Genomic DNA, 15677 nt, shown 5'->3' on the forward strand with positions numbered 1-15677 from the left:
CGGACGGCGGTGTCCCGCAGGATGGGCGGCGAACACCGTCGAACCACCCACCTGGAGGACCGTGAACACCGAGCGAGCACACGCGGCACCCGTGCCCCGGGCGGAGCGCACCAGGTCGGTGCCCGCGGACGCCGAGGCGGTGTTCGACGTCGTCACCGACCTGGAGCACCTGTCGTCCTGGCTGCCCGAGGGCGTCGAGGTGGAGCGCTGCGGCGCCCACGTCGTCCGGCTGTGGGTGCGCGGCGGGATCGTTGAGCGGCGGCTCGCGGTCGACTGGGCGAACCTGTCCGTGACGTGGGGCGACCCGGTCTCCCCCGCCTGCACCGGTGTGCTGCGGGTGCTGCGGCTCAGCCCCGGCCGCTGCGCCGTGAGCGCCTGCCTGACCGGTCCGGCGGGTCTGCCCGCGCCCCGGTTGGACGACTGGCTCGTGCGGGCGCTCGACGCGCTGGCCGCCCGGGCGAACGGGCTCGTCGGGGAGCGTTCCCGACCGGTGCCGGCGTAGGGCGCCCGCAGGGGCCGTCCGCGCTCCCCGCGACCAGCCCGGCGGCCTCCGCCGGGCGCGCCGGTCGACGGGGTCCGGGGCCAGGCCCGGGGTCTACTCTGGCGTCATGCGCAGATCAGGGCTGGTGACGCACGCGCGCGAGCTCGGCGCCCACGACCACGTGTGCTGGCGCTACGACGACCGGGCCGACTTCCTCGACCGCGCCCGCGAGTTCCTCGCCGACGGGTTGGCCCGGGGTCACCGCATCGGCTACGTCGGCACCGGCGAGCCGGCCGCCCTGGTCGAGGACCTGCGCGGCATCGAGGGGATCGACGAGGCGCTGCGCTCCGGCGCGGCCGGCGTCGCCTCGCTGGACGCGACCTACCGCGTCGGCGCGGTGGTCGAGCCCGCCGCGCAGGTGCGCACCTACGCCGAGGCGACCGAGGCGGCCCTGGCCGCGGGGTTCACCGGCCTGCGCGTCGCCGCCGACTGCACCGCCCTGGTGCGCACGCCCGAGCAGCTGGCCGCGTTCGCCCGCTACGAGCACCTGGTCGACCACTACATGACCGGGCACCCGTTCTCGGCGATGTGCGCCTACGCCGCCGCGGAGGTGGACGACCGGGCGTTCGCCCAGATCGCCTGCATGCACCCGAGCAGCAACGACGGCACCGCCGGGTTCCGGCTGCACGCCGCGGGGGGTCGGGTGGCCGCCGCACTGGGCGGCGAGGTCGACCTGTTCAACGGGGACCTGTTCGCGGTCGCGCTGGAGCGCGCCGGCCTGCGCCCGGACGGGGGCAGGCTGGTGCTGGAAGCGGGCGACCTCGCCTTCCTGGACCACCGCGCCCTGCTGCGCCTGGCCGACCACGCCGCCGGCCTCGGCGCGTGCCTCGTGCTGCGCACGCCGTGGCCGGGTGTCGACACGCTGGTGGACATGCTGGGCATCACCGGCGTGCGGGTCGAGAGGACCGCGTGACCGTCACCGACCTGCCGCCCCGGGGCGGCTTCGTCCACCCCGCCCTGTTCTACGCGTCGGACGAGGAGTACCTGCGGGTGCTCGTGCCGTTCCTCACCGACGGCCTGGCGCTGGGCTACCCGGTCGCCGCGGCGGTGCCCCGCGAACGGCTGGCGCTGCTGCGCGAGGCCCTGGGCGACGCCGCGACCGACGTGCTGCTGATCGACATGGAGGTCGAGGGGCGCAACCCCGGCCGGATCATCCCCGGCGTGCTGCGCCGGTTCGCCGACGGTCACCCCGAGGGGCGCGTGCGCATCGTCGGCGAGCCGGTCTGGGCCGGGCGCTCGGACGTCGAGTACCCCGCCTGCGCCCAGCACGAGGCCCTGATCAACCTCGCGTTCGCCGGGCGCGACGTCAGCATCGTGTGCCCGTACGACACCTCCGCGCTCGACGAGCGGGCGCTGACCGACGCGCTGGCCACGCATCCCGAGGTGTGGGAGGCGTCCCGGCGCTACGACAGCGGGCACTACGACCCCGACGACGTGGTCGTCCGGTACAACCGGGTGCTGGACGTCCCGGCGGACGCCGCGCTGCTGTCCGTGGCCACGACCGCGGACCTCCGCGGGGCGCGCCGGTTCGCCACCGCGGAGGCGGAGCGCCTGGGGTTGTCCGCCGAGCGGACCGCGCAGGTCGCGCTCGTCGTCACCGAGCTGGTGACCAACAGCCTCCGGCACACCGGCGCGGGCTGTCGGTTGGCCGTGTGGCGCGACCCCGACCACGTCGTCTGCGGGGTCCGGGACGGCGGCCGGCTGACCGATCCCCTGGCGGGCCGCCGACCGGCCGCGCCCGACCAGGACGGTGGTCGCGGACTGCTGGTGGTCAACCACCTCGCCGACCTGGTCCGCACGCACACCTCCCCGGACGGGACGTCCGTGCACGCCTTCCTGCGGCTGGCCGACTGACCGTCCCCCGGCCCGGACGCGACCGGGGGGACCGGCCGGTCAGCGCACCGTGACGGTGCCGTCGGCGGAGCGGACGCAGGCGACCGACCGGGTGCCGGCGGTGGCCGCCCCGGTGAGGCAGCGGCCGAGCACCGCGTGGCCGGACGCGTTGGGGTGCCACGACTCCTGGCAGGTCTGGAAGTGGTCGACGCAGGTCTGGGCGATCCGCTGCACGGCGATCTTGTCGCGGCCCGCGAGGCTGGTGACGAACACGCCGGTCGGCCCGTCCTGCAACCGGATCGGGGTGGCCAGGGCGTACCCGGGGCTGCCGGTCCGCTCGCACAGCCGGGCGCCGTCGAAGGCCCGCTGCACGTCGAGGTGGACCAGGTCGGCGCCGGGGAACTCGGCGGACAGCGCGGCGTGCGCGGATCGGACCACGGTGCTCAGGCCCGCGGAGAAGAAGTGCCCCGGGGCGAGGCTGGCCCGGTGCACGGGGCACCCCGCCGCGTACCGCTCGGCCCCGAGGTCGCGGAACTTGTCGCGGGTGTCGCTGCGGCCGTCCTCCTCGTGGTACTCGGCCGCGAGGTCGAGCGGCAGCGGGTTGGTGTAGTCCTGGAGCACGACCCGGTGCCGCCCGTCGGCGTCGACCTGGGCGAGGGTGGTCAGCACCTGGCGCAGCGCCGCGGTGGTCTCGGCCGCCGCCGCCGCGATCTCGGCGTCGGTGGCCAGGTCGGACACCGCGCACGGCTCCTGCGGCACGTCGCCGGCCCAGAACTCCCACCAACCGGTCCAGGCGTCGGCGATGAAGCGGTTGGCGCACAGCGAGGCCACGTCGCCGAAGGTGAACGAGCTGTTGTTCGAGCCGAGCCCCACCAGCACGAGGTCGATGTCGTGGCTGCCCGCGACCGCGCGGAGCTGGTCGAGCTGGGAGGCGACGGACCGGCCCTTGGGCCGGTTGCCGGAGGCGGTCGCGATGTCGTGCGGCTGGCCGCCGGAGCACGCGAGGTTGAACCTGGCCTGGATGCCGGGCAGGTCGGCGCGGTGCAGCGAGGCGTTGGCCGACCGGTGGCAGAAGAAGGCGTTGTCGTTGGGCGCCGACCAGCCGGGGAAGCCCTGCGCCACACCGTTGGCGTCGGTCACCGGGACGTAGTTCCCGGCGCCCTCGCCGCTGACGAAGCTGTCACCCAGCGCGACGGCGGCGGTCGGCAGGGCGGCGGGTGCGGGCGCGGCGGGTGCGGGCGCGGCGGTGGCACCCGTGGTGCCCGACCAGGCGAGCAGTGCGGCGGCGGTCAGCGCCGCCACCTTCGTGGACCGGCGGAGCAGGGACACCACGGCCTCCTCGTTGACACCGCGCTGACGTGAAAAGAATTCAAGTCGCATGGCAGCACAGGCCGGTGCGGGCGTCAAGGAGTGCCGGGCCCCGTCCGCCCGTTCCCGCCGAGCGGGCGGGCGGGACCTTCGGCAACCCGTTCCGCGGCACGGGGAACGGGGCGGTGGCGCGCTCGGTGGCGCGAACCCCCGGGCCGGGCCACCGCGATCGTCGTGGGCGGACCGCCCGCCGCCGCGCTACGACAGGTAGCCCACCAGCCGCTCGGCCAGTTCGACCGGGTGGCTGGTCGGGACGCAGTGCGCGCCGTCGATCTCGTCCGGCTCCACGCCGAGCCGCTCGCGCGCCACGCGGCGCTGGAAGTCCGGCGGGAAGAACCGGTCGTCGCGGCACAGCAGCACGCGCGTCGGCACGTCCGGCAGCGCGTCGAGCGGCCACGGTTCGGCGTACTCGGCGCTGACCTGGGGGCGGCCGTACGACAGGGCGCGAGCCGCGACGTCGGCGGGGACGCCGGTGAAGAACGTCTCGGCGTCGTCGAGGCCCTCGGGCCCCTCGAACCCGGTGTTGTCCCACCAGTCGCCGGGCTTCTCCCCCGGCGCCGGGATCATCCCGGCGAGGAACACCAGCAGCCGCACCGGCAGCCGCGCGCACACCAGGGGCGCGGTGAAGCCGCCGTAGGAGTGGCCGACGACGACCAGGTCCCGGCGGTCGCCGACGGCGTCGAGCACGGTCCGGGTGAACTCGGCGAACCCGGCCGACGGGTCGTCGATCGGCAGGTCGGGCGCGACCACGTCGTGCCCGAGCCGGCGCAGTTCCGGTTCGAGGAGCTCGAAGTCCCGGTGGCCGCCGCCACCGCCGTGGACCAACACGAAGGTGTTCATGCGGCACAGCGTGCCAAAGGGGTCCGACAGCGGCCGTCGTCCGGGACCGGGAACCCGCCGCCCGGCCGTCCGCCGGCCGGCGGGGAACGGGTGGTCCGGTGACGCCGTCGCGATGACCACGCACTGCCGACGCCCCCGTCCGCGCCGACCCGCACCACGGCGCCCGCACCGCTCCGGCACGGGTACCGCAGGTCATGCCGCCGACCAGGCGACACCGGACCACCCTTCCCACTCCCCGCCCGTCCCCGGCCAGTCGGGAACGGGCACCCCGCACGGCACGAGACCAGCCAGGCGCACCCCAGGTACCGCGTGGAGATCACCGCTAAGCGCGATGGCCGCCGGATCACCCCATCGTGTCCACCAGTACGGCGGTAACACGGGTGGGGATCGGCCCCTACGCTCGGGCGCGACCGCTCGGCCGACCTCCCGGAAGGAGGCGGGCACCGTGTCCACCCCGCCCGTCGAGCCGCGAGGCGACGCGGAGCTCACCGTGCCCTCCGCCGCCCGCGCCTACGACTACTTCCTCGGCGGCGCGCACAACTTCGCCGTCGACCGCGCGTTCGCCGAGCAGGTGCTCCGGATCGCGCCCTCGGTGCCCGCCGTCACCCGGCTCAACCGGTCGTTCCTGCGCCGCGTGGTCGGCTTCTGCCTCGACCAGGGCATCCGCCAGTTCCTCGACCTCGGCTCGGGCATCCCGACCGTCGGCAACGTGCACGAGATCGCCCGGCAGGTCGACGGGCGGTCCCGCGTCGTCTACGTCGACTACGAGCCGGTGGCCTACGGCCACGCCCGGCGGCTGCTGGCCGACGACCCGTCCACGACGATCATCCAGGCCGACATCCGCGCCCCCGAGGCGATCCTCGACCACCCGGAGACCCGACGGCTGCTCGACTTCTCCGAGCCGGTCGCGCTGCTGATGGTCGGCGTGCTGCTGTTCATCTCCGACGACGACCGCCCCGGCGAACTGGTCGCGACCTACCGGGACCGGTTGGCGCCCGGCAGCCTCCTCGCCATCTCGCACATCGCCGACGAGCACGCCCCACCCGCGCTGCGGGCCGAGGTGGCGCGCCTGGTCGACGCCTACGCGGCGGCCGACGAACTGGTCTTCGTCCGCACGCACGCGGAGGTCCTGGAGTGGTTCGGCGACGACGCGAGCCTGGTCGACCCCGGTCTGGTGTTCCTGCCGGACTGGCGGCCCGACACGCCGGCGGAGCACGACAGCCCCGCCCGGGCGCTCGGCTACGGCGGGGTCGCCCGGGTCGGCCGCGCGACCCCGGCGTAGCGCGACCCCGCCGGCAACCCGGGTCCCGTGGACGACAGCGGCGGACGACCAGGCGTTGAAACGTACCAGCAATTCTCCGAAGCGCAGCGATTCTCCGACTACGGTGCCGCAACGACGAACGCCGCATCCCGGGGAAGTTCCCGAAGAACCGTTGACGGTCACGCGAACTGCACTTAACCTCCGGCTTCATCACTGCGTTGAAACATTTCAGTGACGGAGGCCCCGAATGGACGCGGAACGCGCGGTTCCCCTGCTGGAGGTGCGTGACGTCACCAAGTCGTTCGGCGCCGTCGCGGCGGTCCGCGGCGTGTCGTTCGCGCTGTTCGGCGGTGAGGCGCACGCGCTCGTCGGGGAGAACGGGGCCGGCAAGTCGACGATCGTGAAGGTGCTCGCGGGCGTGCACGAGCCCGACTCCGGCGAACTCCTGATCGACGGGCGCGAGCTGCGGCCGGCCGGGCCGGCCGCCGCCCGGGACGCGGGCATCGCGGTCATCCACCAGGAGCCGACGCTGTTCCCGGACCTGTCGGTGGCCGAGAACATCTTCACGGGCCGCCAGCCGCTGCGCCGGTTCGGCCGGATCGACCGGGCGGCGGTGCGGGCGGAGTCGGTGCGGCTGTTCGAGCGGCTCGGCGTGCGGCTGGACCCGGACCGGCCCGCGCGCGGCCTGTCGATCGCGGACCAGCAGCTCGTGGAGATCGCCAAGGCGCTGTCGCTGGACGCGCGGGTGCTGGTGATGGACGAGCCGACCGCCGCGCTGTCCGGGGTCGAGGTGCGGCGGCTGTTCGCCGTCGTCCGCGCGCTGTGCGCGCGGGGCGCGGCGGTGCTGTTCATCTCCCACCGGTTCGACGAGGTGTTCGAGCTGTGCCGACGGGTCACCGTCCTGCGGGACGGGGCCCGGGTGTCCACCGACCCGGTCGCGGAGGTGACCCCGGACGTGGTGGTGCGGCGCATGGTCGGTCGCGACGTCTCGACGCCGTTCCCCAAGGAGGACGTCGAGCCCGGTGACGTCGTGCTGGAGGTCGACGGGCTGACCCGGCACGGCGTGTTCTCCGACATCACGTTCTCGGTGCGCGCGGGCGAGGTCGTCGCGCTGGCCGGCTTGGTGGGCGCCGGGCGCAGCGAGGTGGTGCGCGCGGTGTTCGGCGTCGACCGCTACGACGCGGGCGAGGCGCGGGTCTCCGGGACGACGCTGCCGGTCGGCTCCCCCGCCGCCGCGGTCGCGGCGGGCGTCGCGCTGGTCCCCGAGGACCGCCGCCGGCAGGGCTTGGTCATGGGGATGTCGATCGAGCGCAACGCGACGTTGACGCGGCTGCGGTCGTTGGCGCGGCTGGGCCTGCTCGGCGGGCGGGCCGAGCGGCGGGCCGCCCGGGAGTGGACCGGGCGACTGCGGGTGAAGTACGGGCGGCTGTCGGACGCCGTCGGCACGCTGTCGGGCGGCAACCAGCAGAAGGTGGTGCTGGCCAAGTGGCTGGCGACCGGTCCGAAGGTGCTGATCGTCGACGAGCCGACGCGGGGCGTCGACGTCGGCACGAAGGCCGAGGTGCACCGGTTGCTCTCGCGCCTGGCGGCCGAGGGGGTCGCGGTGCTCATGGTGTCGTCCGAGCTGCCCGAGGTGCTCGGCATGGCGGACCGGGTGCTGGTCCTGCACGAGGGGCGGATCACCGCCGAGCTGTCCCGAGGGGAGGCGACCGAGGAGTCGGTCGTGTTCGCGGCCACCGGCCGGGAGGCGGCGTGAGCGCCGAGCGGGTGGCGGACGTGCCCCGTGACGACGGCACGCGGTTCGCGCACCGGCTGTGGGTGGCCCGCGAGTCCGGCATCGTCGTGGCGCTCGCGCTGCTGCTCCTGGTCACCGTGCTGCACAACCCGGCCTTCGCGTCGCCGCAGAGCCTGCGGGACCTGCTGCTGGGCGCGGCGATCCTGGTGGTCCTGGCCGTCGGGCAGACCGTGGTGGTCGTGTCCCGCAACATCGACCTGTCGGTCGGCGCGGTGCTGGGGCTGTCCGCGTTCGCCACCGGCACGCTGCTCAGCTCCGCACCCGGCACGCCGACCGCGCTCGTGGCGCTGGTGGGCCTGGGGCTCGGCGCGCTGTGCGGCGTGGTCAACGGCGTGCTGGTGGCCGCCGCGCGGGTGCCCGCCCTGGTGATCACGCTGGGCACCCTCCACGTCTTCCGCGGCGTGGACCACCGGTGGGCCGGGGGACGACAGGTCAACGCCGCCGACATGCCGCGCGACTTCCTGCGCCTGGGCACGTCGACCGTGCTCGGCGTGCCCGTCCTCGCGATCGTCGCGGTGGTCGTGGTGGTGGTCGTCGGGTACTGCCTGCGCTCCTACCGCGGTGGCCGGGAGCTGTACGCGATCGGCTCCGAACCGGCCGCCGCCCGGCTGGCGGGCATCCCGGTGGGGCGGCGGGTGTTCACCGCGTTCGTCGTCTGCGGCGCGCTGGCCGGGCTCGCGGGCGTGCTGTACGCGGCGCGCTTCGGCACCGTCGACGCCACCGCGGGCACCGGGATCGAGCTCCAGGTCGTCGCCGCGGCCGTGGTCGGCGGCGTGGCGATCTTCGGTGGCAGCGGGAGCGTGTACGGGGCCGCGCTCGGCGCGCTGCTGCTCACCACCATCGGCAGCTCGCTGGCGGTGCTGCGGATCGACCCGTTCTGGCAGCAGGCGGTCGTCGGCGCGCTGATCCTCGCCGCCATCGGCATCGACCGGCTGCTCGCGCTGCGCGCGGCGGACCGCTTGCGGGGGAGGTCGTCCCATGGCGCCTGAGACCGAGGGCCCCGGAACCGAGGGCCCCGGAACCACGGACCCCCGAACCGAGGGCCCCGGAACCGGGCGCCGGGACGTGCTGCGGTCCGTCGTGGCCCGCTGGGACGTGCTGCTGCTGGTGGTGCTCGCGGCGGTCTCGGTGGCCGCCGGGGTGCTGGTGGACGGCTTCGCCAGTGGCCGCAACTCCCAGTTCCTGCTGCTCGACGTGGTCGCCGTCGCGCTGATCGCCCTGCCGCTGACGCTCGTCGTGATCACCGGGGAGATCGACCTGTCGGTGGCCGGCACGCTCGGGCTGTGCAGCGCCGTGATGGGGCACCTGTGGGTGGCGGGCCTGCCGCTGGAGGTCGTCGTCGTGCTCACCGTGCTGCTGGGCGCGGTGCTCGGCGCGGTGAACGCCGTCTTCGTCACCGGGTTCGGGCTGCCCTCGCTGGCGGTGACCATCGGCACGCTGGCCGCCTACCGCGGTCTGGCGTTCGTGGTGCTCGGCGACCAGGCCGTGGCGGACTTCCCGGCCGGCTGGACCGGTGCGGCGAGCAGCACGGTCGCGGGCGGCGTCGTGCCGTGGGCGGTGGTGGTGACGCTGCTCTTGGCGGTCGTGTTCGGCGTCGTGCTGCACGCGACCCCGTTCGGCCGGTCCCTGTACGCGATGGGCGACAACGCCGAGGCTGCGACGTTCGCGGGTCTGCGGGTGGCCAGGGCGAAGTCCTGGCTGTTCGTCGTCTCCGGCGCGGTGTCCGGTCTCGCGGGCGTGTACTGGACGCTGCGGTTCGCCAGCGCCCGGGCGGACAACGCCGCAGGTCTGGAGCTGGCGGTGGTCGCCGCCGTCCTGCTCGGCGGTGTGTCGATCTTCGGCGGGCGCGGCACCCTGCTCGGGGTGCTGGCCGGGGTGCTGCTGCTCGGCGTCGTCCGCAACGCCCTCCAGCTCGCCGACGTCGCCGCCGACACGCTCGACGTGGTCACCGGCGGCCTGCTCATCGCCTCGGTCGTGGTGCCCAACGCGGTCGGCCTCGGCCGCGCCCGGTGGCGGCGGCGACGGCGGCGCACGGCCTGACCCGCTCTCGCACGACGACGAAGTCACCTGCCGAGAAAGGAAAGCCGATGTCACAGCCCAAACGCGCCCTGCGCCTCGGCATGATCGCGACCGCGGTGGCGGCCGTGCTGGTCACCGCCGCGTGCGGCGGCACCACCCGGGGCTCCGGCGAGGACGCCCCCGCGGCCGGCCGGGCCACCGGTCAGGCCGACCCGGACGCGCCGCTGGTCGAGGGCCTGGACGTGGCGTTCCTGCCCAAGCAGGTGAACAACCCGTACTTCACCGTCTCCGACAACGGCGGCAAGAGCGCCGTCGAGGAGTTCAAGGGCTCCTACAAGGAGGTCGGCCCGTCCGAGGCGAGCGCCTCGTCGCAGGTCAGCTACATCAACACGCTGTCGCAGCAGGGCACCGACGTCATCGTGACCTCCGCCAACGACCCGAACGCGATCTGCGGCGCGCTCACCAGCGCGCGCCAGGCCGGCGCCAAGGTCGTCACGTTCGACTCGGACACCAAGCCCGAGTGCCGCGACGTGTTCGTCAACCAGGCGACCGGCGAGGGCATCGCGAAGATCCAGGTCGACCTGATCTCCGAGCAGATCGGCGGCGAGGGGAAGATCGCGATCCTGTCGGCGACGCCGAACGCCACCAACCAGAACGCCTGGATCGAGCTGATGCGCGCCGAGCTGGCGAAACCCGAGCACAGCGGGATCGAGCTCGTCACCGTCGCCTACGGCAACGACGAGGACCAGAAGTCGTTCCAGGAGACCCAGGGCCTGCTGCGGTCCTACCCGGACCTCAAGGGCATCGTCTCGCCCACCACGGTCGGCGTGGCCGCCGCGGCGCGCTACCTGTCCACCTCGGAGTACAAGGGCAAGGTCGCGCTGACCGGGCTCGGCACGCCGAACCAGATGCGCGAGTTCGTCAAGGACGGCACGGTGCGGTCCTTCGCCCTGTGGAAGCCCGCGGACCTGGGCTACCTGGCCGCCTACGCGGGCGCGGCGCTCGCGTCCGGGCGGATCACCGGCGCGGAGGGCGAGAAGTTCGAGGCGGGCAGGCTCGGCGAGTACACCGTCGGCCCCGACGGCGTCGTCGTGCTCGGGCCGCCCACGGTGTTCGACCGGGGCAACATCGACGAGTTCCGGTTCTGAGCGGAAAGGGGACGTTCGTGCACCGCGTGTGCTTCACCCTGCGGGTGGACCCGACGAGGCTGGACGAGTACCGGGCCCGGCACGCCGACGTGTGGCCGGAGATGCTGGTCGCCCTGCGGGACGCGGGGTGGCGGTCCTACACGCTGCACCTGGCCGAGGACGGTCTGCTGGTGGGCGTGCTGGAGACCGACGACCTCGCGGCCGCGCAGGCGGCGATGGAGGCCACCGACGTGAACCGGCGCTGGCAGGCCGGGATGGCCGAGTTCTTCCCGGACCTCGCGGACGGCCGCGCGGACCGCGGGCTGCGGGTGCTGGAGGAGGTGTTCGACCTGGACGCCCAGTTGGCCCGGCACGGCGAGGCGACGACGTCCTGAGGGGTGAGCACGTGAACAAGGACGTTGGACTGCAACGTGCCGATTCTTCGAAAGCTCGCAACGTCAAACGCTTGGCAAGATGGAACTACCCGGCTGCGCCTGGCTCCTGCCCACTGGCCTCTGTCCTGCCCGCAGCCAGCACCGAACCTGCAACGATCGCCGCTAGTCCAACCACCGTCGACCACTGCACCTGCTCATCAAGCAGCAACCAACCAAGCACGACCGTTACACCAGGCGACAGGTAGAACGCCAGGGTCGCTCTGCTTGGTCCAGCTCGTGCGATGAGGCCGTAGAAGACGGTGAGCGTCAGGGCTGTGAACACCACGCCGAGCGCTACCAGGGCTGCCACACCGGCAAACGGTGGCATCTGGTCAGGCAGCAGCAGTACGGCCGGAACGGCGGTTGCCGCACTGCTCACCAGCATGGCCGAAGTAGCGACGCCAAGTGGGTGGGCAAAGCTCAGCTTGCGGTGGATCAAGATGGAACCGACGGCATAGCACAAGGCAGCCGCAGTGACCAAGATACCGCCGAGCAGCAGGTGCGAACTGCCGCCGATGTCCACCCCGAACAGCAGTGCGATACCGGCGAAGCCCATAACCAGCCCGAGGGTTCCTCTGACACCCACCGGCTTCTCATCCGGCGCGAACCAGGTAGCGAGTGCCGCGATGAACAGCGGTTGTGCCCCAATGAGCACCCCCGTGAGACCAGCGGACAGCCATTGCTGCCCATAGGTGAGAAGCAGCAAAGGTGCGGTGGACTGCACAAGTACAGTCACGAGCACCCACCACGGATGCTTCAGCAGTGGTATCAAGACGTCGCGCCGGATGGCCAGTGGTGCGAGAAGCATTGCAGCAAGGAGGACTCGTCCGAACACCACGACCACCGGCGAAAAGTCGCGCAGTGCGACCGCGATAACCAGGTAGGCCGTGCCCCACAGGAAGGACAGCGTTCCGAGCAGCAGCCAGTTCCTGCGGTTCATCACCTGGCGCTTCCGGTGCGGTCTTCACTCCCAGTCGGCACGGAGCCGATGCTACGGGGCCACCTCAAGCAACGTCCGTACAGCGCCGAGTTGCCGATAGGGCCGGAGCTGGGGCAGCAGCTCGCGTACCCGGCGTTGGTTGCGGCCGGAACCAGTCTGGACGGCCAGCTCCCACGCTTCGAGGGCAGCAGTGGCGGCAACCTCGGGTTCGACGGCTGAGGTCCGGCCGGTGCGCGACGGCATCAGGCGAGCGATGGCCAAATCGATGAGCGTGCCGGAGCGCTCCCGGACGTAGTGCACAGGCAACGCCTGGACGGCTTCCTCCAGCGCGGTCACCGCAGCGGCACCATCTCTCAACCGGACGAGACAACGACCCTTCAGCCGCATGATGTGTTCAGCGCCGTTGTAGAAGCCGAGCCACGCTGGTACGTCCGTCCTGTCGACGCCATCGAACAACCGCTCAGCCTCGGCCAGCGCTGCCGCCCCCGCCCGGTGGTCACCAGCCAGGGCGTACGCCTCCCCGACGGCTTCGGACAGCCAGGAGTGGAGGACTTGGCCGATGCTGAAACGCGGGTTCTCCGCCAGGTGCAGCGCTGCCAGTAGCAGGCGCAACGCGTCCGGCCCTCGACCCGCGTGCAGGTGGATGTAGCTCATGATCCCCAGCACGTAGGCGTGCAGCTGGGCGTCCTCGCCTTCCTGTGCGCTGGACAAAGCCAGCGAGGCATAGCGCCGTGCTGCGCCGTAGTCCTGGTGGTCGATCGCCAACCAGGCGGCGAGCTGGGCTGTGTCACCGAGCACCAGGGCGAACCGCTGGTAGTGGGATGACGGCACGTTGTCGGCCAACCCCGCCAGGCGGTCGAGCTGGGAGACGGTCTGTTCATACACCGCTACCGAGCCGGCCTGGTAGTCGATTTGACGGTAGGTGCTCGTCAGCGCTTCGTACTGCGTCAGCAGCTCGGCATGGACCACCCGTGGAGCGGGCAACACGACTGCCGGCGAGTTTTCATGTTGCTTCACCGCAACACTTTCCTTCTCCGAGTGCAGCAGCTCGTCCAGCGCGGTCATCGAGATCTTCAGCAGCCCTGCCAGCTTCGGACGCTGGTACGGCAGCGGCTCACGCGTGCCCTGCTCCCAGCGCGCCACGGTGGAGCGGTCGACGTGCATCACCTCCGCGAACGACTCCTGGGTGAAGCCGGCGGCCTTCCGGGCACGGACAAAGCCCGTTCGCCGTACTGCCATCGGGTGACCTCCTGGCGTTGGCTGCCGCATTCCGCGGTGCGGGTTCTGCCTGGTCAAGCGTAGCGCTGCATCAGATTGGCCCCATTTGGGCGACACCCCGGCCTCGTAGCGGCGCTGTCTGTCGTCCCGTCTGGATCACAGACTTGATCTCGGCCCCAGCGTCCCGCAAGCCCTTGGTGGAGGTGCCTCCCGAAGTCCCCGATGGTCCCGCGCCGCTGGTGCTGGGGCCACCCGACACCAAGCGCAACGCTACAAGAGAGCCGCGACCACGCCACCCACCTGAGCCAAGCCGTCCACATAGGACAGTGCACTGGATGTCGGCACGACATCCGGCTGCGTACCGACATCTTCACCCGTGCCGCGCGGCTCGCGGGCTTTCGCTCGGACTACGGGCCGGCCAAGGCCATGGAGGTCACCGTTCCCGGTGCGCGAGTAGTGAGCGGCGAACTCCAGCCCGGTCCGGGCCTTCATCGGCGGCGCCCTTGTTGCCTCGCCCCCATGCGGTCGACGACTTGTTCGAGGTCGTGTCCGCCTCCGCTCCAACAGCAGATCCCTCAACAGAAAGGCAAGGCAGTGCCGACCAGCACGCCGGACACCGAACTGCCCACGACCTCGCAAGCCGTCCTGGGCTACGCCGAGCTGGGCCGGCCCATCCTCCCTGGAGTCATCTGGCATGACGGCCACTTCGCCGACTCCGTGGACGAACTGCCCACCACCAGTCCCTTGTTGCGGCCGATCGAGGAAGCGACCGCTGACGCCCTGATCCAGACCTGCGAGAAGAGGAAGAGCGCGTGACCGAGCCGGCTGAGCAGACCATGCCTGGACCGCCGTGGACGAGGGAGGAGTTCACCGGACTGATGCGGGAGCTGGCGGTGTGCGAAGCACCCCGGCTGTTCGCTCTGGTGGAGGAGTACGGGGAAGGCCAGGACGCCCGCGTTGCGGGCTACGGTCTGGCCTACGAGGACCGAGCTGATGTCAACTCCGTGGAAGGCGGCTTTCAACTGCACTCCCAGAGTGCGGAGAGCGCCCGGACGCTGTTCGAGATCTCCTCGCGGTCGACGGGGGCAGCGCTGGTGCATGTGGTGTGGCTGAGCGAGGGAGGGGCGGCGGTCCAGCAGAGCTGAACACCGCGCGGCAGGGCTGCGCGGCGGGTCGTACCGAGAAGGTGCCGTGCGACCGGTCGCGGTCAGCCGAGCGCGCCCGCCGGACGGGTACGGGTCGATTCGCGCATGACCAGCTCCGGTTCGAACACGCGGCGCTGGTGGACGTGACCGCCGGGGTTGCGGGCCTCGTCCAGCAGCAGTTCCGCCGCCGTGCGCCCAAGGAGTTGGCGGGGCTGGGCCACCGAGGTCAGCGGGACCGCCGCGGCGGCGGCGAACTCGATGTCGTCGTAGCCGACGATCGCCAGGTCGTCGGGCACGCGCAGGCCGAGGCGCACGGCCTGCTGGAGCAGCCCCAGCGCGAGCATGTCGTTGGCGCAGAAGGCGGCCGTGGGGCGGCGGGCGGCGGGGAGGCCGGCCAGGCGCTGTCCCGCGCGCCTGCCCTCGGCGACGTCCAGCCGGTCCGTCTCCAGCACGGTGAGCGACTCGGCGTCGGCGCCTGCGCGGACGAGGGCCTGTCGGGCGCCCGCCACCCGGTCGGCGACCTGGCCGATGGTGCGGGGGCCGCCGACGAAGGCGATGCGGCGGTGGCCGGTGTCGAGCAGGTGCGAGACGGCGAGGTCGCCGCCGAGCACGTCGTCGACCGACACCGAGCACTGGTCCGGCCCCGCGCCCCGGTCGACGACCACGACGGGCGTGCCCCGGCTCGCCAGTGCGGCGATGCGCGGGTCGTCCTCCTGGACGGGGGTGATGAGGATGCCCTCGACCCGCTGCTGCTCCAGCAGGTCGAGGTAGTGGTGCTGACGGGCCCGGTCCTCGCCCCCGTCGCACAGGAACAGCGCGAGCCCGGCCTCGTCGGCGACCCCCTGCGCGCCCGCGGCCACGTCGGTGAAGAACGGGTTCCGGGTGTCGAGGACGACGTAGGCGAGGGTGCGGCTGGTGCCGCCGCGCAGCTGCCTGGCCGACTCGTTGCGCACGAAGCCCAGTTCGGCGATCGCGTCCAGCACCCGCCGACGGGTCCGCTCGGACACCATCTCGGGGCGGTTGAGGACGTTCGACACGGTGCCCAGCGCCACCCCGGCGCGCGCGGCGACGTCCTTCATGCTCGGTGCCGACACCGCGTCCCCTCCCTCTCCGGTCCGCACGGGTGCGGGCTGAAACGTCCAACCAACCGGTGGTC

16 protein-coding genes are annotated in these 15677 nt (G+C 72.8%); 11 read left to right on the forward strand and 5 right to left on the reverse strand.

Going from position 1 to position 15677, the window contains the following annotated elements:
• The first annotated feature begins 61 nt into the window (after positions 1-61).
• From J2S66_RS15955 to J2S66_RS15965, 3 genes are all read left to right on the forward strand, one after another.
• Complete coding sequence (locus tag J2S66_RS15955) at positions 62-502, forward strand: SRPBCC family protein (protein WP_310307866.1); 441 nt, start codon at positions 62-64, stop codon at positions 500-502.
• 106 nt (positions 503-608) lie between these two features.
• Positions 609-1454 (forward strand): MEDS and STAS domain-containing protein, encoded by an 846-nt coding sequence (locus J2S66_RS15960; RefSeq protein ID WP_310307867.1) that lies wholly within the window; start codon positions 609-611, stop codon positions 1452-1454.
• Entirely contained in the window at positions 1451-2395 is a 945-nt protein-coding gene (locus tag J2S66_RS15965; RefSeq protein ID WP_310307868.1) for an anti-sigma factor RsbA family regulatory protein, read from the forward strand. Before J2S66_RS15960 ends, J2S66_RS15965 begins: the two co-directional genes overlap by 4 nt.
• 39 nt (positions 2396-2434) lie before the next feature.
• Here the strand turns inward: J2S66_RS15965 and J2S66_RS15970 are convergent, their stop codons facing one another.
• Together J2S66_RS15970 and J2S66_RS15975 are read right to left on the reverse strand one after the other, a co-directional pair.
• Positions 2435-3703: an SGNH/GDSL hydrolase family protein gene (locus tag J2S66_RS15970; RefSeq protein ID WP_310307869.1), complete on the reverse strand. Its 1269-nt coding sequence runs from the start codon at positions 3701-3703 to the stop codon at positions 2435-2437.
• A 237-nt stretch (positions 3704-3940) separates the two neighbouring features.
• Positions 3941-4582: an alpha/beta fold hydrolase gene (locus J2S66_RS15975; RefSeq protein WP_310307870.1), complete on the reverse strand. Its 642-nt coding sequence runs from the start codon at positions 4580-4582 to the stop codon at positions 3941-3943.
• A 445-nt stretch (positions 4583-5027) separates the two neighbouring features.
• Here J2S66_RS15975 and J2S66_RS15980 point away from each other — a divergent pair, with 445 nt between their 5' ends.
• The 6 genes from J2S66_RS15980 to J2S66_RS16005 all read left to right on the forward strand — a co-directional run bounded on the left by J2S66_RS15980 (position 5028) and on the right by J2S66_RS16005 (position 11179).
• The gene (locus J2S66_RS15980; protein WP_310307871.1) at positions 5028-5864 is read left to right on the forward strand and encodes an SAM-dependent methyltransferase; all 837 of its coding nucleotides are present in this window, start codon (positions 5028-5030) and stop codon (positions 5862-5864) included.
• 226 nt (positions 5865-6090) lie between these two features.
• Positions 6091-7599 (forward strand): sugar ABC transporter ATP-binding protein, encoded by a 1509-nt coding sequence (locus J2S66_RS15985; protein ID WP_310307872.1) that lies wholly within the window; start codon positions 6091-6093, stop codon positions 7597-7599.
• A gap of 11 nt (positions 7600-7610) precedes the next feature.
• Complete coding sequence (locus tag J2S66_RS15990) at positions 7611-8627, forward strand: ABC transporter permease (protein ID WP_310314810.1); 1017 nt, start codon at positions 7611-7613, stop codon at positions 8625-8627.
• Positions 8617-9678, forward strand: coding sequence for an ABC transporter permease (locus J2S66_RS15995; protein WP_310307873.1), 1062 nt, complete (start codon positions 8617-8619; stop codon positions 9676-9678). Before J2S66_RS15990 ends, J2S66_RS15995 begins: the two co-directional genes overlap by 11 nt.
• A gap of 47 nt (positions 9679-9725) precedes the next feature.
• A complete protein-coding gene (gene rhaS, locus J2S66_RS16000; RefSeq protein WP_310307874.1) occupies positions 9726-10805 on the forward strand; it encodes a rhamnose ABC transporter substrate-binding protein in 1080 nt (359 codons plus the stop codon).
• A 17-nt stretch (positions 10806-10822) separates the two neighbouring features.
• Positions 10823-11179 carry an L-rhamnose mutarotase gene (locus J2S66_RS16005; RefSeq protein WP_310307875.1) on the forward strand — a complete coding sequence of 119 codons (357 nt, stop codon included), beginning with the start codon at positions 10823-10825 and terminating at the stop codon, positions 11177-11179.
• Between the two features lie 85 nt (positions 11180-11264).
• On the opposite strand, the gene J2S66_RS16010 is transcribed toward J2S66_RS16005, so the two are convergent.
• Together J2S66_RS16010 and J2S66_RS16015 are read right to left on the reverse strand one after the other, a co-directional pair.
• Positions 11265-12158, reverse strand: a complete 894-nt coding sequence (locus tag J2S66_RS16010) for a DMT family transporter (protein WP_310307876.1) — start codon at positions 12156-12158, stop codon at positions 11265-11267.
• Between the two features lie 51 nt (positions 12159-12209).
• A complete protein-coding gene (locus J2S66_RS16015; protein WP_310307877.1) occupies positions 12210-13397 on the reverse strand; it encodes a helix-turn-helix domain-containing protein in 1188 nt (395 codons plus the stop codon).
• A gap of 573 nt (positions 13398-13970) precedes the next feature.
• Between J2S66_RS16015 and J2S66_RS16020 the strand changes: the two genes are divergently transcribed.
• Both J2S66_RS16020 and J2S66_RS16025 read left to right on the forward strand, forming a co-directional pair.
• Entirely contained in the window at positions 13971-14192 is a 222-nt protein-coding gene (locus J2S66_RS16020; protein ID WP_310307878.1) for a hypothetical protein, read from the forward strand.
• On the forward strand, positions 14189-14521 hold the full coding sequence (locus J2S66_RS16025) for a hypothetical protein (protein WP_310307879.1): 333 nt from the start codon (positions 14189-14191) through the stop codon (positions 14519-14521). Before J2S66_RS16020 ends, J2S66_RS16025 begins: the two co-directional genes overlap by 4 nt.
• 62 nt (positions 14522-14583) lie before the next feature.
• On the opposite strand, the gene J2S66_RS16030 is transcribed toward J2S66_RS16025, so the two are convergent.
• On the reverse strand, positions 14584-15600 hold the full coding sequence (locus J2S66_RS16030; protein ID WP_310314813.1) for a LacI family DNA-binding transcriptional regulator: 1017 nt from the start codon (positions 15598-15600) through the stop codon (positions 14584-14586).
• Positions 15601-15677: the final 77 nt, after the last annotated feature.

Origin of the sequence: Saccharothrix longispora (assembly GCF_031455225.1) — a bacterium.
GTDB classification, from domain to species: Bacteria; Actinomycetota; Actinomycetes; order Mycobacteriales; family Pseudonocardiaceae; genus Actinosynnema; species Actinosynnema longispora.